This window comes from Bradyrhizobium sp. CCGB01 (assembly GCF_024199795.1).
Lineage (GTDB): Bacteria > Pseudomonadota > Alphaproteobacteria > Rhizobiales > Xanthobacteraceae > Bradyrhizobium.
This window is the reverse complement of the sequence record NZ_JANADK010000001.1, coordinates 1,298,890-1,319,407: the sequence shown is the minus strand read 5'-3', so window position 1 is coordinate 1,319,407 and position 20,518 is coordinate 1,298,890. Positions and strand designations below refer to the sequence as shown.

The 20,518-nt window shown below is 65.3% G+C and carries 17 protein-coding genes; 7 read left to right on the top strand and 10 right to left on the bottom strand.

The features are described from left to right. Positions 1-10 precede the first annotated feature (10 nt). The 7 genes from cysT to cysG form a co-directional block, all read right to left on the bottom strand. Positions 11-847 (bottom strand): sulfate ABC transporter permease subunit CysT, encoded by an 837-nt coding sequence (gene cysT, locus NLM25_RS05935; RefSeq protein ID WP_309143580.1) that lies wholly within the window; start codon positions 845-847, stop codon positions 11-13. A 33-nt stretch (positions 848-880) separates the two neighbouring features. Next, positions 881-1,894 carry a sulfate ABC transporter substrate-binding protein gene (locus tag NLM25_RS05930; protein WP_254136383.1) on the bottom strand — a complete coding sequence of 338 codons (1,014 nt, stop codon included), beginning with the start codon at positions 1,892-1,894 and terminating at the stop codon, positions 881-883. Positions 1,895-2,006: 112 nt separating this feature from the next. Continuing rightward, a complete protein-coding gene (locus NLM25_RS05925; RefSeq protein WP_254136382.1) occupies positions 2,007-2,738 on the bottom strand; it encodes a phosphoadenylyl-sulfate reductase in 732 nt (243 codons plus the stop codon). Continuing rightward, positions 2,735-3,250, bottom strand: coding sequence for a DUF934 domain-containing protein (locus NLM25_RS05920; protein ID WP_254136381.1), 516 nt, complete (start codon positions 3,248-3,250; stop codon positions 2,735-2,737). The genes NLM25_RS05925 and NLM25_RS05920 overlap by 4 nt, the downstream gene beginning before the upstream one ends. Further along, on the bottom strand, positions 3,237-4,892 hold the full coding sequence (locus tag NLM25_RS05915) for a nitrite/sulfite reductase (RefSeq protein WP_254116031.1): 1,656 nt from the start codon (positions 4,890-4,892) through the stop codon (positions 3,237-3,239). Before NLM25_RS05915 ends, NLM25_RS05920 begins: the two co-directional genes overlap by 14 nt. Before the next feature lie 11 nt (positions 4,893-4,903). After that, positions 4,904-5,221 carry a DUF2849 domain-containing protein gene (locus NLM25_RS05910; protein ID WP_148755248.1) on the bottom strand — a complete coding sequence of 106 codons (318 nt, stop codon included), beginning with the start codon at positions 5,219-5,221 and terminating at the stop codon, positions 4,904-4,906. After that, on the bottom strand, positions 5,218-6,642 hold the full coding sequence (gene cysG, locus NLM25_RS05905) for a siroheme synthase CysG (RefSeq protein ID WP_254136380.1): 1,425 nt from the start codon (positions 6,640-6,642) through the stop codon (positions 5,218-5,220). Before cysG ends, NLM25_RS05910 begins: the two co-directional genes overlap by 4 nt. Positions 6,643-6,878: 236 nt before the next feature. Between cysG and cysD the strand changes: the two genes are divergently transcribed. From cysD to NLM25_RS05885, 4 genes are all read left to right on the top strand, one after another. Beyond that, positions 6,879-7,673 carry a sulfate adenylyltransferase subunit CysD gene (cysD, locus tag NLM25_RS05900; protein ID WP_254116029.1) on the top strand — a complete coding sequence of 265 codons (795 nt, stop codon included), beginning with the start codon at positions 6,879-6,881 and terminating at the stop codon, positions 7,671-7,673. 20 nt (positions 7,674-7,693) lie between these two features. Then, entirely contained in the window at positions 7,694-9,610 is a 1,917-nt protein-coding gene (gene cysC, locus NLM25_RS05895; RefSeq protein WP_254136379.1) for an adenylyl-sulfate kinase, read from the top strand. 386 nt (positions 9,611-9,996) lie between these two features. Further along, on the top strand, positions 9,997-12,162 hold the full coding sequence (locus NLM25_RS05890) for a malate synthase G (protein ID WP_254136378.1): 2,166 nt from the start codon (positions 9,997-9,999) through the stop codon (positions 12,160-12,162). 150 nt (positions 12,163-12,312) lie between these two features. Next, positions 12,313-12,513 carry a CsbD family protein gene (locus tag NLM25_RS05885; protein WP_164718867.1) on the top strand — a complete coding sequence of 67 codons (201 nt, stop codon included), beginning with the start codon at positions 12,313-12,315 and terminating at the stop codon, positions 12,511-12,513. Between the two features lie 155 nt (positions 12,514-12,668). On the opposite strand, the gene NLM25_RS05880 is transcribed toward NLM25_RS05885, so the two are convergent. Beyond that, positions 12,669-12,824, bottom strand: coding sequence for a Thivi_2564 family membrane protein (locus NLM25_RS05880; RefSeq protein ID WP_254116026.1), 156 nt, complete (start codon positions 12,822-12,824; stop codon positions 12,669-12,671). 273 nt (positions 12,825-13,097) lie between these two features. On the opposite strand from NLM25_RS05880, the gene NLM25_RS05875 reads away from it, so the two are divergent. Both NLM25_RS05875 and NLM25_RS05870 read left to right on the top strand, forming a co-directional pair. Next, positions 13,098-15,191: a methyl-accepting chemotaxis protein gene (locus NLM25_RS05875; RefSeq protein ID WP_254136377.1), complete on the top strand. Its 2,094-nt coding sequence runs from the start codon at positions 13,098-13,100 to the stop codon at positions 15,189-15,191. Between the two features lie 180 nt (positions 15,192-15,371). Continuing rightward, positions 15,372-17,465 carry a methyl-accepting chemotaxis protein gene (locus tag NLM25_RS05870; protein WP_254136376.1) on the top strand — a complete coding sequence of 698 codons (2,094 nt, stop codon included), beginning with the start codon at positions 15,372-15,374 and terminating at the stop codon, positions 17,463-17,465. A gap of 194 nt (positions 17,466-17,659) precedes the next feature. Here the strand turns inward: NLM25_RS05870 and NLM25_RS05865 are convergent, their stop codons facing one another. Then, complete coding sequence (locus NLM25_RS05865) at positions 17,660-18,313, bottom strand: DUF2865 domain-containing protein (protein WP_254136375.1); 654 nt, start codon at positions 18,311-18,313, stop codon at positions 17,660-17,662. A gap of 78 nt (positions 18,314-18,391) precedes the next feature. After that, the gene (locus tag NLM25_RS05860; protein WP_254136374.1) at positions 18,392-19,180 is read right to left on the bottom strand and encodes a L,D-transpeptidase; all 789 of its coding nucleotides are present in this window, start codon (positions 19,178-19,180) and stop codon (positions 18,392-18,394) included. A 211-nt stretch (positions 19,181-19,391) separates the two neighbouring features. Between NLM25_RS05860 and NLM25_RS05855 the strand changes: the two genes are divergently transcribed. Further along, positions 19,392-20,504, top strand: coding sequence for an AI-2E family transporter (locus NLM25_RS05855; RefSeq protein WP_254136373.1), 1,113 nt, complete (start codon positions 19,392-19,394; stop codon positions 20,502-20,504). The last annotated feature ends 14 nt before the right edge of the window (positions 20,505-20,518 follow it).

Genomic DNA, 20,518 nt, shown 5'->3' with positions numbered 1-20,518 from the left:
AGGTCCGCCCTCAGCGCGCCGGTATCCGGCTCTGCGCCCAGCGCTGGAGCCGGTTGACGGCGAAGATGATGACGAAGGAGACGACGAGCATGACCACCGCGATCGCGGTCGCATCGGCGTAGCGGAATTCGGACAGCCTGATCACGATCAGCAGCGGCGCGATCTCGGAGACGTTCGGCAGATTGCCGGCGATGAAGATCACAGAGCCGTATTCGCCGACGGCGCGGGCGAAGGCGAGCGCGAGCCCGGTGAGCAGCGCCGGTCCGAGCGAGGGCAGGATCACACGGATGATGGTCTGCCAGCGGCTGGCGCCGAGGCTGCCCGCGGCCTCCTCGAGCTCGGGGTCGAGATCCTGCAGCACAGGTTGCACCGTGCGGACCACGAAGGGGATACCGATGAAGATCATGGCGACGAAGATGCCGACCGGCGTGAACGCCACCTTGATGCCGAGCGCCGCAAGCGGCGCGCCCAGCCAGCCCTTCTCGGCGAACAGCGCGGTCAGCGCCACGCCGGCAACCGCCGTCGGCAGCGCGAAGGGCACGTCGACGATCGCATCGAAAATCCGCCGGCCGGGGAAGCGGTAGCGCACCAGCGCCCAGACGATGATGCTGCCCATGACGAGATTGACGCAGGCCGCGGCAAAGGCGAGGCCGAACGAGACCCGCAGGGCGTTGAGGGTGCGGCGGCTGGAGAGGATGTTCCAGAACTGCTCGGGGCTGAGCTCGAACGATTTCAGGAACAGCCCGGCAAGCGGAATCAGGATGATGATGGACAACCAGGAAAGCGTCAGTCCCATCGTGAGACCGAAGCCCGGCAATGTCCGGCGTCGTGCTGCGAGTACGCTCACCAGGCCCCCTGCTAAAGCCAACCAGGCGCCCGATCAGTTCTTGTAGATCTGATCGAAGACGCCGCCGTCGGCAAAATGTTCCTTCTGCGCCTTGGTCCAACCGCCGAAAACGTCGTCGATCGTGAACAGCTCGACCTTTGCGAACGAGTTTTCGTACTTTTTAGCGATCTCGGCATCGCGCGGGCGATAGAAGTTGCGCGCGGCGATCTCCTGCCCCTCCTTGGTGTACCAGTACTGGAGGTAGGCATCGGCGGCGTTGCGGGTGCCTTTCTTGTCGGCAACCTTGTCGACGATCGCGACCGGCGGCTCCGCGAGGATCGATTGCGGCGGCGCAACGATCGCGAACTTCTCCGGACCGAATTCCTTCAGCGCAAGATACGCCTCGTTCTCCCAAGCCAGCAGCACGTCGCCGACGCCGCGCTCGACGAAGGTGACGGTGGCGCCGCGCGCACCGGTATCGAGCACCGGAACTTGCTGGAACAGCTTTCCGACGAACTCCTTGGCCTTGTCGGCCGTGCCGTATTTCTTCTGCGCGAAGCCCCAGGCCGCCAGATAATTCCAGCGCGCGCCACCCGAGGTCTTCGGGTTCGGTGTGATGACGGCGACGCCCGGCTTGAGCAGATCGTCCCAGTCCTTGATGCCCTTGGGATTGCCCTTGCGCACCAGGAACACGATGGTCGAGGTGTAAGGTGATGAATTTTGCGGCAGACGCTTCTGCCAGTCGACCGTGGTGAGGCCCTTGTTCGCGATGGCATCGATGTCATAGGCGAGCGCGAGCGTCACCACATCGGCCTGCAATCCGTCGATCACGCTACGCGCCTGCGAACCGCTGCCGCCATGCGACTGCTTGATCTCGACGCTCTTGCCGGTTTCCTTCTGATAGGCGTTCGCGAACGACTTGTTGAACTCGACATAGAGTTCACGCGTCGGATCGTACGACACGTTCAGCAGATTGATGTCGGCGGCGAGAGCCGAGCTTGCCAACAAGCCTGTCACGAGCAGTCCTGCAGCGAGCGGAACGATACGGCGCATCATGTCCATCTCCATTCACTTCGATGACGTCGGTGTCAGCGAAGACATGCAGGCATAACTCGAATCGAAACGCGCTTAAGTCAACGGAACCGGATTTTCTTGTTCGCAGCGTGGCAGCGTGACTGTGCTACGAAGTCCTCATCGTGTGGATGCCGCATTCCGTCTTGGCCCGGCCGCGCCAGCGACCGGCACGCGCATCCTCGCCCTCAGTCGTTCTGCTCGTGCAAGGCATACACCCAACCGACAGGAAACCGGACTCCGCCAGCGGATGACGCGGCAATTTGGCGCGGACGAAAATCGCTTCGAGTTCCTCGCGCGAGACGTTGGCGAAGGGGTTGAATTTCAACCGTGCGCCGTCGTCCTCGACGACGGGAATATCGGCGCGTGCATTACCCTGGAAGCGCTTGCGGCCGTTGAGCCAGGCGTCGAACGGTTTCAGCGCACGCGCCAGCGGCTCGACCTTGCGGATGCGGCAGCAGGCGTCGGGATCGGAGAACCAGAGGTCGCGGTCGGGATCATCGCGCGACAGGGCCTCCTCGGCCGGCTTGATCGAACGGACGTCCTTCAAACCGAGTTGCGCGATCAGCGCGTCGCGATAGGCCAGCGTCTCCTCGAACAGCCAGCCGGTGTCGAGGAAGATCACGGGGATCGCCGGATCGACGTCCGCCATGACCTTCAGCAGCGTCGCCGATTCCGTGCCGAAGGACGACACCAGCGCAAGCTTCTCACGGCCAACCGCCTTCAGGGCCGCAGCAACGACCTCGGCGGGCGATGCATCGCGCAGCGCACGGTCGAGTTCTTCCGCCAACGGCAGCGCGGAGACAGAACGCGACGAGACCTGAGGCGCGATTGCGTTCACGTGCCGACACCCTCGGAGTGACGCAGCTGCATGCGCCGGTGCAGCGCCGTGATGCGGCCGTCACCGGTCGGCTGATAGAACACCGAATAGCGCTTTGCGGTCTGCATGAAGGCTTCCGCGTCGGCCTGCTTCTTGACCTCGAAGGAATCGAAGCCGGCGCGCAGCATGAACACGAACTGGTCGCGCAGGATCTGGCCGGTCGCACGCAACTCGCCGCGGTAATTGTAGCGCTCGCGCAGCAGCCGCGCCTGGCTGTAGGCACGCCCGTCGCGGAAGGTCGGGAACACCAGCGCGACGACTGCGATCTTGCCGAGATAGGGCACCAGTTCGCCGATGTCGCGGTTGTTCGGCCAGATCACACCGACTTTGCCGGCGCGCGCGAGCAGCACGTCCGCATCGCTCAGGAAACGCTCGGCCGGCACCAGGATGTCGCCGCCCTCGGGCAGCGGCGTGTCGACGGCCAGCTTGACGAAGCCGTCGTCGGCGATCTTTCCGCCGTTAACGAGTGGCATAGACGCGCTCCTTGAAGGGCTCGACGCCGAGGCGCTTCACAGTGTCCATGAACAGTTCTTCCGGCCGCTCGCGCAGCGCCAGATAGGCTTCCACGATGTCCTCGACGACGTCGGCGACCTCGTCGAACTTGACGCCGGGACCGATCAGGGTCCCGAGCGCGGCGCCCTCGTCGGCGCGGCCGCCGATGGTGATCTGATAGACCTCCTCGCCGTTCTTCTCGACGCCGAGGATGCCGATATGGCCGACATGGTGATGGCCGCAGGCATTGATGCAGCCGGAGATGTTGATGTGGAGGCGGCCGATCAGGTTGGCGAGCTCGTGGTTGGCGAAGCGCCGCGTCAGCTCCTGCGCAATCGGGATCGAGCGCGCATTCGCCAGCGAGCAATAGTCGAGCCCGGGGCAGGCGATGATGTCGGTGATCAGATTGACGTTCGGCGTCGCGAGCCCGAGCTTGTCGAGCGCCTTCCACAGCGCCGGCAGGTCGCGCTTGGCGACATGCGGCAGCGCGAGGTTCTGCTCGTGGCCGACGCGGATCTCGCCGAAGGAATAACGGTCGGCGAGATCGGCGAGCGCATCCATCTGCTCGGCGGTGGCGTCGCCCGGAGGCGCGCCGATCGGCTTCAATGAGATCGTGACGATGGAATAGCCCTGCACCTTGTGCGGCGACACCGAGTTCTTGCGCCACGCCTCGAAATCGGGATCGGCCGCGGCCTGACGCAGCTCGTCCGGATTGTGCGGCAGCTTCTCGTAGGCAGGATACGTGAAGCGCGAGCGGATGTCCTCGATCACCTCGTCGTCGATCTGGAGCGAGGAGTTTCGGATGTGCTGCCACTCCTCCTCGACCTCGCGCGAGAACTTCTCGATGCCGAGCTCGTGCACCAGGATCTTGATGCGCGCCTTGTAGATGTTGTCGCGACGGCCGTACTGGTTGTAGACCCGGAGGATCGCCTCGATGTAGCTGAGGATGTCGCGGCCGTGGACGAAGTGCTTGATGGTCTTGCCGATGAACGGCGTGCGGCCGAGACCGCCGCCGACCAGCACCTCGAAGCCGGTCTCACCCTTCTCGTTCTTGATCAGCTTCAAGCCGATGTCGTGAATCTTGATCGCGGCGCGGTCATGGTCCGACGCGGTGATCGCGATCTTGAACTTGCGCGGCAGGAACGAGAATTCCGGATGCAGCGTGGTGTGCTGGCGGATCAGCTCCGACCAGATGCGGGGATCCTCGATCTCGCCGGGCGCGACGCCGGCCCACTGGTCCGAGGTGACGTTGCGCATGTTGTTGCCGGAGGTCTGCATCGCATGGATGCCGACTTCGGCGAGATCGGCCAGCGCATCCGGCAGCTCGGCGAGCTTGATCCAGTTGAACTGGATGTTCTGCCGCGTGGTGAAATGGCCGTAGCCGCGGTCATATTTGCGCGCGACATGGGCGAGCGCCCGCAACTGGTTCGACGCCAGCGTCCCATAGGGGATCGCGACGCGGAACATGTAGGCGTGCAGTTGCAGATAGACGCCGTTCTGAAGCCGCAGGATCTTGAACTCGTCCTCGGTGAGCTCGCCGGAGAGGCGGCGCTTGACCTGGTCGCGGAACTCCGAGACGCGCTCGTTGACGAGCGTGCGGTCGATTTCGTCGTAAGCATACATAAGAAAGCGCCTTAAACCTGGGCCGGCTGTCCGATGGTGACACCGGTGCGGCGGATCTGTTCGCGCAGATTGCCGGGTTCGATCTTGCCGTCCGCGCCGACCTGCACCGGGGCGATATAGGGACCGATCGCGCCGACGTCATCGGCCACGGACTCCGCAAGCAACGCTTTCGCCTCGTCGGAGTTGCGCACGATCGCGGCTTCCGAGAGGTCCGCGGACCAGCTCTTGGCGGCGGTGCGGTAAACCACGATGCCGTCCCAGGTGCGGTTCGCGGTCACGACCGAGGGGCCGGCGATCTTGATCTTCTTCTGTTCAAGCGGGGAGGTCATTCGGCTGCATCCAATAAGTCAGAGATGATTTGGTTTGGGGTTTGGCGGCGAAGCGAGCCGGCATGCCGGACCACGTCGCCAATGATGAGAATGGCGGGACCGCCATGGGTCCGCCGCACGAGCTCGGGCAGGTCGCGCAGCGTGCCGATCGCGCCTTGCGCATCGGGGCGCGTGACGCGGGCGAACACGCCGACCGGCGTCTCCGGCGAACGTCCGGCAGCGAAGAGGCCGGCGCGAATGGCGGGCGCGGCGGTCATGCCCATGTAGACCACGACGGTCATTCTGGTGTCGGTCAGCGTCGACCAGTCCACGGCTTCCGCGTCGCGCGCCTTGTGCGCGGTGAGGAACGTGATGCGGGTCGCTTCATGGCGGTAGGTGAGCGGCACTTCGAAATCGGCGGCGCCGCCGAGCCCTGCGGTGATACCGGGAATAATCGAATAGGCGATACCGGCGGCGCGCAGCGCCTCGACCTCTTCGCCGCCGCGGCCGAACACGAAGGGATCGCCGCCCTTCAGCCGCACCACGCGCTGACCTGACTGCGCGGCCTCGATCATGCGCTTGTTGATGGCGTCCTGGCCGATGCCGGGCTTGCCGACGCGGCGGCCGACCGGAACGCGCGTGGTGTCGCGGCGGATGCGGTCGAGAATTTCGCCCGAGACCAGCTCGTCGTGGAAGACGATGTCGGCATCCTGCAACGCGCGCAGCGCCTTGATGGTGAGCAGGTCAGGATCGCCGGGACCGGCGCCGACCAGCGCGACCGAGCCTTCCGGCTTGTCGGCACGCGCGAATTCGGACGGATCAGCAATCGCCTTGAGCGCGGCATCCGCCTCGCCTTTGCGACCCGCGAGCACGGAGGCACCGATCGGACCGTCGATGACGCGTTCCCAGAAGCGGCGGCGCAGCGGAAACTCGGCGATGCGTTCGTTGATGGATTTGCGGACGCCGCCGATGAACTCGGCGAGCTCGCCGATGCGCGCCGGCAGCAGCGCCTCGATCTTCTCGCGCACGCGCCGTGCCACCACCGGCGAGGTGCCACCGGTGCCGACCGCGACCACGACATCGCCGCGATCGACGATCGCCGGGAAGATGAAGCTGGAATGCTCGAGATCGTCCATGACGTTGACGGGCAGGCCAAGCGCCTTGGCGCGGACCGACATCGCAACGCCGACATCGCCTGCGCCGGCGCAGACGATGGCGATGACGCCCGAGAGGTCGGCGGTGAGCGGATCAGTCGTCGCGATCTCGATGCGCGCCTGATCCTCGGAGCTGAGGCCCAGGTCATGATTGCCGTCGATCGCATGCACGCGAATGCGCGCGCCGGCAGCAGTGAGCACGCGCAACTTGGCGCGCAAAAGCTCACCCGCGCCGATGAGAACCACCGGACCGGCCTTGAGATCGAGGAACACCGGCAAGAACCGCATGCGATACTCGCTTCCCCCACATCCGGGGTTGACTGGAATTATTTTCTATATATGTGTCGTTTCGAGCGCGCAAAGAGAAAATTTTTTCTTCTCTTCTGCACCGCAACTATAGAAAATTCGCCTCCAAACGCAAAGTGGCAGAGATGCATCTTCTCAGGACCGATTCCGGTGCAGATGGACGGGACTCCCGGACTCCCGTTTCCGAGCAAATTTCCGTCGGGCTGACCGCCCCCAGCATGGACCATCTCGACCAGCTCGAGGCGCAGAGCATCTACATCTTCCGCGAGGCTTTTGGCCGTTTGAAGAAGATCGCCCTGCTGTGGTCGCTCGGCAAGGACTCCAACGTCATGATCTGGCTGGCGCGCAAGGCGTTCTTCGGCCGCCTGCCGTTCCCCGCCCTCCACGTCGACACCGGCAAGAAGTTTCCGGAGATGTATCGCTTCCGCGATCATTACGGGAAGGAGTGGGATCTCGATCTGCGCGTCGAGCCCTGCCCGCCCATCGATGCCGTCGACCCGACGCTGCCTCCGGCCGCCCGTTCCGCCGCGCGCAAGACCGAGGGCCTCAAGATGGCGCTCGCCAAATACGGCTTTGACGGCCTGATCGCCGGCATCCGCCGCGACGAGGAAGCAACGCGTGCCAAAGAGCGCGTGTTCTCGCCGCGCGGTCTCGAAGGCAATTGGGACGTCCGCGACCAGCCGCCGGAGTTCTGGGACCATTTCAACGCCTCGCCGCCGCAAGGCGCGCATTTGCGCATCCACCCGATCCTGCATTGGACCGAGGCCGACATCTGGGCTTACACCAAGCGCGAGAATATTCCGATCATCCCGCTGTACCTCTCGCAGAACGGCAAGCGCTATCGTTCACTCGGTGATCAGGACATCACCAATCCGGTTGCTTCGACCGCGTCGAACATCGACGAGATCCTGGCCGAGCTCGAGCAGACCAAGGTGCCGGAGCGTGCGGGACGCGCGCTCGACCACGAGACCGAGGACGCCTTCGAGCGCCTGCGCGTCGCCGGCTATCTCTGATCCGAGGACGCGAGCGCCCTATGAACATGATTGTCACCCCCGCTTCGCCTGCCACGCCGAACGGCACCACGCGTCCGCAGGTCCGCATCGTCATCGTCGGCCATGTCGACCACGGCAAGTCGACGCTGGTCGGCCGCCTCCTGCACGAGACCGGCAGCCTGCCCGACGGCAAGCTCGAAATGCTCAAGGCCGTCAGCGCCCGGCGCGGCATGCCGTTCGAATGGTCGTTCCTGCTCGATGCGCTCCAGACCGAGCGCGACCAGGGCATCACCATCGACACCACGCAGATCCGTTTCCGCACCAATTCGCGCGACATCGTGCTGATCGACGCGCCCGGCCATGCCGAATTCCTGCGCAACATGATCACCGGCGCCTCGCAGGCCGACGGCGCGGTGCTGATCATCGACGCGCTCGAAGGCGTGCGTGACCAGACCCGTCGGCACGGCTATCTGCTCCATCTGCTCGGCGTGAAGCAGGTCGCGATCGTCGTCAACAAGATGGACCGCGTCGACTTCTCCGCCGATCGCTTCAAGGAAATCAGCGACGAGATCTCGGCCCATTTGCAGGGCCTCGGCGTGACGCCGACCGCGGTGATCCCGATCTCCGCGCGCGACGGCGACGGCGTCGCCGAACGCACCGACCGCATCTCCTGGTACAAGGGCCCGACCGTGGTCGAGGCGCTCGACGCCCTCGAGCCGGCGCGGGCGCTGGAAGCGCTGGCGCTGCGGCTGCCGGTGCAGGCGATCTACAAGTTCGACGACCGCCGCATCGTCGCCGGCCGCATCGAATCCGGCAGCCTCATTGCCGGCGACGAGATCGTGATCATGCCCGCCGGCAAGATCGCCAGGATCAAGACGGTCGAGAGCTGGCCGGTGACGCCGGTCGCGGGACGTCAGGGCGCGGGCCGCTCGGTCGGCATCACGCTCGACCGCGAATTGTTCATCGAGCGCGGCGACATCGTCGCGCATGCCGGCTCCGCGCCGCGCGAGACGCGCCGCCTGCGCGCGCGCATCTTCTGGCTGCACGACAAGCCGCTCGCCAAGGGCGACCAGCTCCTGGTCCGCTGCGGCCCGAAGGAAAGCCGCGCCACCGTGGTCGCCATCGAGAAGGCGGTCGATCCCGGTGAGCTGTCGAGCACCGAGAACAAGGCGATCGGCCGCAACCATGTCGGCGAGATCGATATCTCGCTGTCCAATCCGATCGCGACCGATCCCTATACCGAGAATCCGCGCACCGGCCGCCTCGTGATCGAGGTCTCCGGGCGCATCGCCGGCGGCGGTCTCGTGCTGTCGGTCGATGCCGGCCAGCGCGCCGTGCCCGTGGACATCGTGCCGGTGGAATCCGCGCTGCGGCCCGACGAGCGCTCCGCGCGCTATCGCCACAACGGCGCCGTGGTCTGGCTCACCGGCCTGCCTGCATCAGGCAAGTCGACGCTGGCGAAGGCGCTGGAGCGGCGGCTGTTCACCAATGGCGGCTCGCCGATCCTGCTCGACGGCGACACGCTGCGCGCCGGGCTCAACAGCGATCTCGGCTTCTCCGCCGCCGATCGCAGCGAGAACATCCGCCGCCTCGCCGAGGTCGCGACGCATCTCGCCCGCAACGGCCATATCGCGATCGTCGCCGCCGTCTCGCCGGCCCGCGAAGACCGCGCCACCGCGCGCCGCATCGCCGACACCGCGTTCCGCGAGATTCATGTCGCGACGCCGGCCGGCGTGTGCGAGGAGCGCGACCCCAAGGGCCACTACAAGAAGGCCCGCGCCGGCGCACTTGCCTCGTTCACTGGCATCGGCAACGACTACGAGACGCCTGAGGCCGCCGAGCTCGTGATCGACACCTCGGCTCGTACGGTTGCGGATGCGGCGGACGAGATCGAGCGCATGCTGAAGACGACCGGCGTGCTGTTCGACGAGCTCGTGGACCTCGCCGCGAATATTTGAGGCAGGCTCCATCCGCTTGCACTGCCGCGTTCCCTCCCCCCTTGCGGGGGAGGGTTAGGGAGAGGGGTCCGCACGGGGACTCTCTCCGTCAACAAGCGCACTCCGCTCCTTCGATTGCAGACACACCTGGGCTACCCCTCGCCCCCGCCCTCCCCCGCAAGGGGGAGGGCGCGCAGTTGTGCGCATGGCATGGAGCCGGGCTCGATCGCTTGTAAAACGTCCCGGCCCCACACCTCTTCTTGACATTTTGACAACCCCCTGGGGGTCTTCTCACGGCCTCCTTTTTGGGGCTAATAGGCCCCCGAAAGCCGCCCCCAGCGGGCGCATTTTGCTGCTGTCGGGTCAAAAGCAGCCAAAAACAGCCATTTCCAACAAGAAAGCCCATCATGAAACGCGTCGATGCCCACGGATTGAAGATCGCTCCCGTCCTGTTTGACTTCATCGCCAAGGAAGCGGCCCCGAAGACGGGGATCGCACCAGATGCGTTCTGGGCCGGGGTCGCAGGCATCATCAAGGACCTGGGGCCGAAGAACCGTGCGCTGCTCGCCGTGCGCGACACGCTGCAGGCCAAGATCGACGACTGGCACCGTGCCAACAAGGGCAAGGCATTCGACCTCGATGCCTATACCGCGTTCCTGAAGGAGATCGGCTATCTCGTCCCGGAGCCGGCGACGCAGAAGGTTGAGACCGCCAATGTGGACGAGGAGATCGGCAAGATCTGCGGGCCGCAGCTCGTCGTGCCTCTCACCAACGCACGCTACGCGCTGAACGCGGCGAATGCGCGCTGGGGCTCGCTCTACGACGCCTTCTACGGCACCGACGCGATCCCTCACGATCCCTCCGAAAGCGGCAAGGGCTACAACAAGGCCCGTGGCGACAAGGTGATCGCGAAAGCAAAAGCGTTCCTCGATGCCGCCGTGCCGCTGGCGACCGGCAGCCACACCGATGTCACCGCCTACAGCGTCGTCGCGGGCCAGCTCGCGGTGAAGCTGAAGAGCGGCAACGCCACCGCGCTGAAGAACGCCGCGCAATTTGCCGGCTTCCAGGGCGATGCAGCGGCACCTTCCGCCGTGCTGCTTGTCAACAACGGCCTGCATGTCGAGGTGACGATCGATCGTGGCAGTACGATCGGCAAGGACGATCCGGCCGGCGTCGCCGACATGATCATGGAGGCTGCGGTCTCGACCATTCTCGACATGGAGGACTCGGTCGCGGCGGTCGATGCCGAGGACAAGGTGCTGGTCTATCGCAACACGCTCGGCCTGATGAACGGCACGCTGTCGGCGGACTTCGAAAAAGGCGGCAAGACGCTGACGCGCGCGCTCAATGCCGACCGCTCCTACAAGACGCCCGACGGCAAGGGCGAGGTGAAGCTGCACGGCCGCAGCCTGCTGCTGATGCGCAATTGCGGTCACCACATGTTCACCGACGCGGTGCTGGACGAGAAGGGCGAGGAGATTCCGGAAGGCCTGCTCGATGCCGCCGTCTCCGGACTGCTCGCGATCCACGACCTCAAGGGCAACTCCAAGACCAAGAACAGCCGCACGGGCTCGGCCTACATCGTCAAGCCGAAGATGCACGGCCCCGACGAGGTGTCGCTGACCTGCGAGATCTTCGATCGCGTCGAGAAGATGCTCTCGCTGCCCGAGAACACGCTCAAGGTCGGCATCATGGACGAGGAGCGGCGCACCACCGTCAACCTCAAGGCCTGCATCCAGCGCGCGTCCAAGCGCATCATGTTCATCAACACCGGCTTCCTCGACCGCACCGGCGACGAGATCCACACCTCGATGGAAGCGGGCCCGATGATCCGCAAGAACGAGATGAAGGCGCAGGCCTGGATCAAGGCCTACGAGGACTGGAACGTCGACATGGGCCTGATCGACGGCCTGCCCGGCCATGCCCAGATCGGCAAGGGCATGTGGGCCGCGCCCGACAAGATGGCGGACATGCTGGCTCAGAAGCTCGCCCATCCGCAGGCCGGCGCCACCACGGCGTGGGTGCCCTCGCCGACCGCCGCGACGCTGCACGCGCTGCACTATCACCAGATCAACGTCACCGCGCGCCAGCAGGAGCTGACCAAGGGCGGCCCGCGCGCAAAGCTGTCCGACATCCTCACCATTCCGGTGTCGAAATCGAACTGGGCACCCGATGACGTCAAGCAGGAGATCGACAACAACTGCCAGGGCATCCTGGGCTATGTCGTGCGCTGGATCGACCAGGGCGTCGGCTGCTCCAAGGTGCCCGACATCCACGACGTCGGCCTGATGGAAGACCGCGCCACCTTGCGTATCTCCAGCCAGCATCTCGCCAACTGGCTGCACCAGGGCGTGATCACCGAAGCGCAGGTGATGGAGTCGCTCAAGCGCATGGCCGTCGTCGTCGACAAGCAGAACGCCGGCGACGCGATCTACAAGCCGATGGCACCCGCCTTCGACGGCACGGCCTTCAAGGCCGCCTGCGACCTGATCTTCAAGGGCCGCGAGCAGCCGAACGGCTACACCGAATACATCCTCACCGCCCGCCGTCGCGAGGCCAAAGCGGCGGGTTGAGTCTGGTTGCTCCGTCAAAAGCCCCGGCGTAAGCCGGGGCTTTTTTTGTTGGGCACCCGAAGAGAATGTGGCGGTCGAAACGTCGCGGCGCAGATCGGAACGGCGGCACCCCGCTCGCGTTGTACGGCCATCAACCAACGGGAGATGGTCATGGACTGGAATCGGATCGAAGGAAACTGGAAGCAGTTCAAGGGCTCGGCCAAGGAAAAGTGGGGCAAGCTCACTGACGACGATCTCAGCTTGATCGAGGGTCGTCGCGAGCAGCTCGAGGGCCGGCTCCAGGAACGCTACGGCAAGGCCAAGGACCAGGTCCGTCAGGACGTCGACGACTGGCTCAAGTCGCTGCACTGACGCAGCTACGAACGAAGCCCCGGCTCACGCCGGGGCTTCTTGTTTAAGGAGTGGTAAGCCGCGTAGCCCGGATGAGCGAAGCGACATCCGGGACCTTTGATTGCGGCATCCCGGATGTCGCTGCGCTCATCCGGGCTACGAGACCCAACGGCCCGCTAAAACACCGTCAAATATTTCAGCAGCGACACCACACCGATGATGATGACGACCACGCGCGCGATCTGCTTGGCGCGACCGTCCATCGGCAGCATGTTGATGAGGTAAAGTACGAGAATAATGACGAGAAAGGTGACGAGTACGCCGACCAGCATCGCTAGGACCCCCCTTCAGGCAAATTGCCGACGATCTCTTAACGCCTATCTCCCGCGCTGGTTCCAGCGCGGCAACCCTCTGCAACTTCTAGTAAATACGTACTTCTACGATCAGCCGATCCTGCTAAAACTTTACCCTTTTCGTTTCAGATGCAGACACCGTTTGGGCCGCGAGCCGCAAACGGCATGCGATTGCCGATCCGCGTGCCCCTTGTTTTTCCGCTGTTGCCGGGGCGCCTTCACGAACTTTGCAATGGGAATTGGGGGACTTCGATGCTGAATCGTCTGACCGTATCCGCGCTGCTGAAGGCGGTGATCGCGATCACGTCGGCCTGCGTGGTCATCGCACTCTCACTCACTGCCTACGAATCGTGGGATCGCCTCAGGACCGCCAACCGCATCTCGCAGATTGCGGACGCCTCCGCCGATCTGTTCAAGGCGATGCACAATTTGCGCACCGATCGCTCGACCACAACGCGGCTCCTCAATGCGACCGAGCCGATGGATAGCGAGATCGAGAAATATCTGCGCGCGATCCGGGACGCCGAGATGCCGGCAATGGCGCGCGCGCTGGAGCTGCTGCCGGCCATGGACTTCCCGCAATCGGGTACGATGGTGCCGGAGCTCGCGCGGCTCCACAAGCTGCTGACCGAAGAGCAAAAGCAGTTCTGGGAGGACGTCGCCAAGCCGAAGGACCAGCGCCGCGCCGGCCTGCCCAAGGAATATATGGAGACGACGGGTAGCCTGCTCGAGACGCTCGACAAGCTCTCGAACGTTCTGGCCGCCACCGTCAATCACCAGGACGCGACCATCGACCAGCTGCTCTCGATCAAGCAGAACGCCTGGCTGCTGCGCAACACCGGCGGCGAAGCCTCGCTGATCATCTCGACCGGTCTCAACGCCGGCCGCATCGCGCCGGAAGCGCGCCTCGCCTACACCCAGTTTGTCGGTGGAACGGCCGCGATGTGGAAGGCGCTGGAATTGTCGGCCTCGGGCATGCAACTGCCGCCGGCGCTGTCATCGGCCATGGCCGCGGCCAAGGCCGCCTATTTCGAGCCGCAATATCTCGCCCTTCGTGACCGCCTGGCCACGACGCTCGCCGGCGGCGAAAAGGCCGAAATGACTGCGAACCAGTGGACCCCCGTCACGGTGGGCCGCCTTTCCAGCGCGGTGGCCGTCGCCGAAGCCGCACTCGACGGCGCCAAGAGCCACACGCTGGAACAGCGCTCCGCGGCGCAGCGCGCATTGATCGTGCAGCTCGCGCTTCTGGCGCTCGCCATCGGTCTCGCCGCCAGCGCCATCATGCTGGTCAGCCGCCGCGTCATTCGCCCCCTCAACACCATCCGCGACGCCATGCTGAAGGTCGCCGGCGGCGACCTTGCGGTCGACAGCGGCTATCTCGACCGCCAGGACGAGATCGGCGCGCTTGCCGGCGCGCTGGAAACCTTCAAGCAGCAGGCGAGCGAGAAGCTCAAGATCGAAGAGCACGAGCGCGAGCGCAACGTCGGCGCGGCCGCGCGCCAGCGCGCGGTCGAGGCCTATGTCGGCGAGTTCGAGGGCGCGGTGCGCAAAACGCTGGGCGAGCTCAGCGAAGCCTCCGGCGAGATGCGCAAGACCTCGGGCGATCTCTCCGCCGTGTCGCGCCAGACCAACGACCGCGTCCAGATCGCCGGCAAGGCCTCCAATGACGCGTCCATGAGCGTCGACAGCGTCGCCGCCGCGGCCGAGGAGCTCTCCGCCTCGATCAACGACATCAGCCAGCAGGCGGCGCATGCCGCAGGCATCGCCGGCCGCGCCGTCACGCAGGCGCGCGAAACCGACGGCACCGTGCAGGGTCTTGCAAAATCCGCCGGACGCATCGGCGAGGTCGTCGGCCTGATCAACACCATCGCGGCGCAGACCAATCTGCTCGCGCTCAATGCCACGATCGAAGCGGCGCGCGCCGGCGAAGCCGGCCGCGGCTTTGCGGTCGTCGCCTCCGAGGTGAAGTCGCTGGCGAGCCAGACCGCGAAGGCGACCGAGGAAATCTCGGAACAAATCGCCGACATCCAGAAGGTCGCCGGCGACGCCATCAACGCGATCCAGACCATCGGCGGCATCATCGGCGAGGTCAACGAGGTCGCGACCGCGATTGCCGCCGCCGTGCAGGAGCAAGGCGCGGCGACCCAGGAGATCACGCGCAGCACGCAGTACGCGGCGCAGGGTACCAAGAACGTCTCGGACAACATCACCGGTGTCAAAGCCGATGCGGACGCTGCCGCCGCCGCCGCCGACAACGTGAAGCAGGCCTCCGAGATGCTTGAGACCCAGAGCCGCCAGCTCGGCCACGACGTCAGCGACTTCCTCGGCAAGATCCGCGCGGCGTGAGGCGGCGCCCCGTAATTTTACGGCAGGAGCACTGTCTAAGTTTTTACCCTTTTCGGGTCAAATGCGCTTCAAGCGCCTGCCGGAGGCAGGCGCATCTGCATGCATCCCTTTGGTCGTTCGAAGTTCGTAGGGGGCTGCCGTTAGCGGCCACGAACTTCGAAACGCGTACTGGGGTGTCCAATGCTCAACCGCCTGACCGTATCCACGCTGCTGAAGGCGGTGATCCTCTCCACCGCGCTCGTCGTCGTCATCGGCTTCTCGATCAGCGCATGGAGCTCGTGGGGCCGGCTTCAGCAGGCCAACCGGATCGTCGCGGTCTCGGCCGCTTCGGCCGAGGTGTTCAAGGCGATGGCGAACATCCGGGCCGACCGCTCGACCAGTAACCGCCAGCTCACCTCCGACGTGGCGATGGACAAGGACATCGAGAAATACATCCGCGAGATTCGCGAGGCGCTGATGCCGGCGCTGGCCCGCACGCTCGAACTGTTGCCCACGACCGACCTGGTCCAGCGCGAGACGTTCCTCTCCGAGCTCGGCACGTTGAACAAGACGCTGCTCGCAGCGCAGGCCGAGTTCTGGATCGAGGCCGTCAAGCCCCGTGCCGATCGTCGCGCAGGCCTTGCCAAGGAATATGTGGCGACCGAAGACACGCTGATGGCGCAGCTCGACAAGCTCTCGGGCGCGCTCGCAGCGAGCGTCAACCACCAAGACGCGACCATCGACCAGCTCCTGACGATCAAGCAGATGGCCTGGCTGCTCCGCAACACGGCCGGTGAATCCTCGCAGATCGTCGGCAACGCCCTCGGAAGCGGCAAGATCGCGCCCGAGGTGCAGCTTGCCTACACCAAATTCGTCGGCGGCACCGACGCTGCCTGGACCGCGATCGAGCTTGCCGCATCGGGCATGCAACTGCCGCCGCCGCTGGCGGCTGCGATCACCGAAACAAAATCGACCTATTTCGACCCGCAATATGCCTCGACGCGCGACGGCGTCATCACATCTATCGCCAAGGGCGAGAAGCCGTCGATGACAGCCAACCAATGGAGCCCCTATTCGGTGCCCCGCATGATGAGCGCGGTGAAGCTCGCCGACGCCGCCCTGCAAGCCGCCAAGGATCATTCCGCGGCCCAGCGCGCGTCCGCAGTGCAATTGCTGATCGTCAATACCGCTCTCCTGGTTGCCGCGATCCTCCTGACCGGCGCCGCCATGCTGGCGGTCAGCCGCCGCGTGATCACGCCGCTGCATGAGATTCGCGATGCGATGCTCAAGGTCGCCGGCGGCGATCTTGGCGTCGACAGCGGTTATCTCGACCGCAGGGACGAGATCGGCTCGCTCGCCGGCGCGCTCGAAACCTTCAAGCAGCAGGCGATCGACAAGCTCAAGATCGAGGAGCAGGAGCGCGAGCGCAATGCCGGCGCCGCCGCGCGCCAGCGCGCGATGGAGGCCTATGTCGGCGAATTCGAGGGCGTGGTGCGCAAATCGCTGGGCGAGCTGAGCGAGGCGTCCGGCGAGATGCGCAAGACCTCGGGCGACCTCTCCACGGTGTCGCGCCAGACCAACGAGCGCGTCGAGATCGCCGGCAAGGCGTCCAACGACGCCTCCACCAGCGTCGAGAGCGTTGCGGCAGCCGCCGAGGAGCTCTCTGCCTCGATCAACGACATCAGCCAGCAGGCCGCCCATGCCGCGGGCATCGCCAGCCGCGCCGTCAACCAGGCACGCGAGACCGACGGCACCGTGCAGGGGCTGGCGCAATCGGCGGGACGCATCGGCGAGGTCGTCGGGCTGATCAACACCATCGCGGCGCAGACCAATCTGCTCGCGCTCAACGCCACGATCGAAGCGGCGCGCGCCGGCGAAGCCGGGCGTGGTTTCGCGGTGGTCGCATCCGAGGTGAAATCCCTGGCGAGCCAGACCGCAAAGGCGACCGAAGACATCTCCGAGCAGATTGCCGACATCCAGCGGGTTGCGGGCGATGCCATCAACGCGATCCAGGCGATCGGCGGCATCATCGGCGAGGTCAACGAGGTTGCGACCGCGATTGCCGCCGCCGTGCAGGAGCAGGGCGCCGCGACGCAGGAGATCACCCGCAGCACGCAATACGCCGCGCAAGGCACCAAGAACGTCTCGGACAACATCACCGGCGTGAAGGCCGACGCCGATACCGCCGCCGGTGCGGCTGACAACGTCAAGCAAGCCTCGGAAACGCTGGAAACCCAGAGCCGCCAGCTCGGCCAGCAGGTCAGCGACTTCCTGGGGAAGATACGCGCGGCGTAAGCCGCGCTGGCGCTACACACTCGCTGTCGTCCCTGCGAACGCAGGGACCCAGAACCCCAGGGATGGGTTATCGCGCGAGCTGGCAACTCCGAGTCTTCGCCAAACCCAATTCTGTGGTTATGGGTCCCTGCGTTCGCAGGGACGACAGCTGAGATTGGGGGGCAGCGCCCGCCCCACTCGATGCCGCGCCCCCCCTACTCCTTCGCCACCACCGGCACCTGGCGGAATCTGGCGCGCACCGAGTCCGGCAGCGGCGAGAAATTCATCGCGACGCCGCGGCGGTCGTTGGCGTTGCGGCTGGCGACCACCAGGCCATCGCTGCCCGCGACGATGTCACCCTTGCGCAAGGTGGGATCGTCCTCGACCTTGACCTGGGCGAGCCCGACCGGATCCTTGCCGTTGCAGGTGCAGCCCGCGACGATCTCGTTGCGGTAGCGGAACGCGTTGGGCAGCTCGGAATAGGATTTTCCCTTGTCCGTCGTGGCGTCGTCGATATTGCTGCCATAGACCAGCGAGGTTTCGGACGTCGGGCAGAAGCTCTTGCAGGATTGCGCCTTGCTTTCGGCGTCGTTTCCTTGCGCCGGGAAGTAGCGGCCATCGCAACCGCGCACGCAATAGGCGGTACCGCCGCCATAAGAGGCCCGCTGGCGCGGCGTGTCGTAGCGCGGCATGTCGTCGGTCGGGAACGGCATGCGAATCTCCGGCGCGGACCGCGCGCGGAAGCCGCCGAACAGCGCCGAGAAGAAATCTTCCGCATGCGCCGACGGCGTCAACGCGAGGCTGAGCGAAGCGACGGCGAAGCACGCTGCCGCGCCGCCCGCCAGTTTGCCGATCGAACGTCTCTTCATGTCACCTCGCTCAACTCCAGATTCCGTTTTGTCGCGTTTTCTCGAAGCGGGCCGGTGCCCACTTCGCTGGAAAACGCTCTAGTTCACGGCCGACGTCGCGATGTTCAGCGCCTGCCGTCCCGAAGGCAGCGTCGTCACCGGGCGCTTGCGTGCGGGATCACTGCCCTTCGCCATCAGCGGGGCGTTCTTCGGCAGCACCACGACCTTGGTGCCGACATTGACGCGGCTGAAGAGATCGCTGACGTCCTCGTTGGTGAGACGAATGCAGCCGGACGACACGAACTTGCCGATCGTGGTGGGATCGTTGGTGCCGTGGATGCGGTATTCGCTCGAGCCGAGATACATCGCGCGCGCGCCGAGTGGATTGCCGGGACCACCGGCGACGAAGCGCGGCAGATAGGGCTGGCGTGCAATCATCTCCGCCGGCGGATGCCAGTCCGGCCACTCGGCCTTGCGGCTGACAGTCTGCACGCCCGCCCAGGTAAAGCCCTCGCGGCCGACGCCCACGCCGTAGCGGATCGCGCGGCCATTGCCGAGCACGTAATAGAGATAGGTGTTGCCGGTATCGATGACGATGGTCCCGGCCGGCTCGCTGCGATCGAAGCTGACGATCTGCTTGCGCAGCCGGTCGGGCAACGCCGCATCCTCGTCGGCGGCCTGGGGCTCACCGCTCGCGTAGCCTTGCGGACTGGCGTAGCCCCGCGGATAGGTAGCCTGGTCCTGCAGATATCCCTGCGGCTGCATCGGCGCATAGCCGAACGTCTGGGCCTGTGCCGAGAACGGTACGGTCAGCAATGCTGTCGCGAAGGCAATGGCGGTGACGGCGCGCGGCGCGAAGCGGCGACGGACTGAAGACAACTTTGTCATGTGCTGCCCCATTGGACGTATGCATCAGGGTGATGCGGCTTCCCAACAAACGCAGCCGGACCGACTCAAGTTCCGCCGCTCGCGGCGGCGGCGACGTCACAGTCAAGCGAGCACAACTTCACGAAACCGCGATGGAACCCGAATGGCTCCCGAGCGTTTTCCTGTCATCTATGGGCGCGCGGGCAGAAGCTTCCGTGCGGGGAGAGGTATTGTGCGCGTACTTCCCACTGAACGTCTGATCTCCGGCAACAACGAGGGCGACCCGCTTCCCGACAGCCATGTCGAGTTGCCGCCGGTGATCCGCCGCACCGAGTTCGTCGCCTTTGCGCTCGCCGGCCTGTTCCTGATTGCCGTGGTCGCGATGCTCTACGTCGCCAGGGCGTTCTTCCTCCCGGTCGTGATGGCCATCGTCGCCGGCACCATGCTGTCGCCGGCCGCCTCCTTTCTGGAGCGGCGGCGCGTGCCGCGTGCGGTCGGTGCCGTCCTGATCGTGGCCGCGGTGACCATGGTCGTCGCCTTCGTCGTCGCGCTGATTGCCGCGCCCGCGATGGAGTGGAGCTCGCGCCTGCCGGAGCTCGGCGCGCAGTTGAAGGACAAGCTACACGTGTTCGACCGGCCGCTGGCACTGTGGAGCGAGCTGCAAACCATGCTCGGCGGCTCCGAGGGCCTGCCAAGCCTCCAGCTGCCGAAATTCGAATGGGTACAGCCGACGCTGGAATTCCTGTCGCCGACCTTCGCCGAATTCCTGCTGTTCTTCGCCACGCTGATCCTGTTCATCGCAAGCTGGCGCGACCTGCGACGGACCCTGATCATGACGTTCGCCGACCGCGATGCGCGGCTGCGCACCCTGCGGATCCTCAACGAGATCGAGATTCATCTCGGCAACTACCTTCTGACGGTGACCGTCATCAATATCGGCGTGGGCGTCGCGACCGGCATCGTCTGCGCCATCACCGGCATGCCCAATCCGGCCGGGCTCGGTGCGCTCGCGGCGGCGCTCAACTTCATCCCGATCATCGGTCCGATCGCGATGTTCGTCGTTCTGGTCGTGGTGGGACTGGTCGCCTTCCCGACCATCGGCGGCGGACTGATGGCGGGGCTGGCTTTCGGCGGCATCACCTTCATTGAAGGGCACTTCGTCACGCCGACCATCATCGGCCGGCGGCTGGCACTGAACGCGCTCGCCGTCTTCGTCGCGCTGGCGTTCTGGACCTGGCTGTGGGGGCCGATGGGCGCATTCCTCTCCTCGCCACTGCTGATCGTCGGGCTGATCCTGAAGGAGCATCTGCTGCCGGAGAATTCGCCGCAGCTCCCGCAGGCATGACCGGTTTCCACGAA

What these genes read in the sequence shown, in the direction of transcription:
- NLM25_RS05870 (WP_254136376.1), top strand. Translation starts at nt 15,372, where the DNA reads ATGCTCAACCGCCTGACCGTATCCACGCTGCTGAAGGCGGTGATCCTC.
- NLM25_RS05860 (WP_254136374.1), bottom strand. Translation starts at nt 19,180, where the DNA reads ATGACAAAGTTGTCTTCAGTCCGTCGCCGCTTCGCGCCGCGCGCCGTC.
- NLM25_RS05910 (WP_148755248.1), bottom strand. Translation starts at nt 5,221, where the DNA reads ATGACCTCCCCGCTTGAACAGAAGAAGATCAAGATCGCCGGCCCCTCG.
- NLM25_RS05890 (WP_254136378.1), top strand. Translation starts at nt 9,997, where the DNA reads ATGAAACGCGTCGATGCCCACGGATTGAAGATCGCTCCCGTCCTGTTT.
- NLM25_RS05920 (WP_254136381.1), bottom strand. Translation starts at nt 3,250, where the DNA reads ATGCCACTCGTTAACGGCGGAAAGATCGCCGACGACGGCTTCGTCAAG.
- NLM25_RS05875 (WP_254136377.1), top strand. Translation starts at nt 13,098, where the DNA reads ATGCTGAATCGTCTGACCGTATCCGCGCTGCTGAAGGCGGTGATCGCG.
- cysD (WP_254116029.1), top strand. Translation starts at nt 6,879, where the DNA reads ATGGACCATCTCGACCAGCTCGAGGCGCAGAGCATCTACATCTTCCGC.
- NLM25_RS05930 (WP_254136383.1), bottom strand. Translation starts at nt 1,894, where the DNA reads ATGGAGATGGACATGATGCGCCGTATCGTTCCGCTCGCTGCAGGACTG.
- NLM25_RS05865 (WP_254136375.1), bottom strand. Translation starts at nt 18,313, where the DNA reads ATGAAGAGACGTTCGATCGGCAAACTGGCGGGCGGCGCGGCAGCGTGC.
- cysG (WP_254136380.1), bottom strand. Translation starts at nt 6,642, where the DNA reads ATGCGGTTCTTGCCGGTGTTCCTCGATCTCAAGGCCGGTCCGGTGGTT.
- NLM25_RS05915 (WP_254116031.1), bottom strand. Translation starts at nt 4,892, where the DNA reads ATGTATGCTTACGACGAAATCGACCGCACGCTCGTCAACGAGCGCGTC.
- NLM25_RS05880 (WP_254116026.1), bottom strand. Translation starts at nt 12,824, where the DNA reads ATGCTGGTCGGCGTACTCGTCACCTTTCTCGTCATTATTCTCGTACTT.
- cysC (WP_254136379.1), top strand. Translation starts at nt 7,694, where the DNA reads ATGAACATGATTGTCACCCCCGCTTCGCCTGCCACGCCGAACGGCACC.
- NLM25_RS05885 (WP_164718867.1), top strand. Translation starts at nt 12,313, where the DNA reads ATGGACTGGAATCGGATCGAAGGAAACTGGAAGCAGTTCAAGGGCTCG.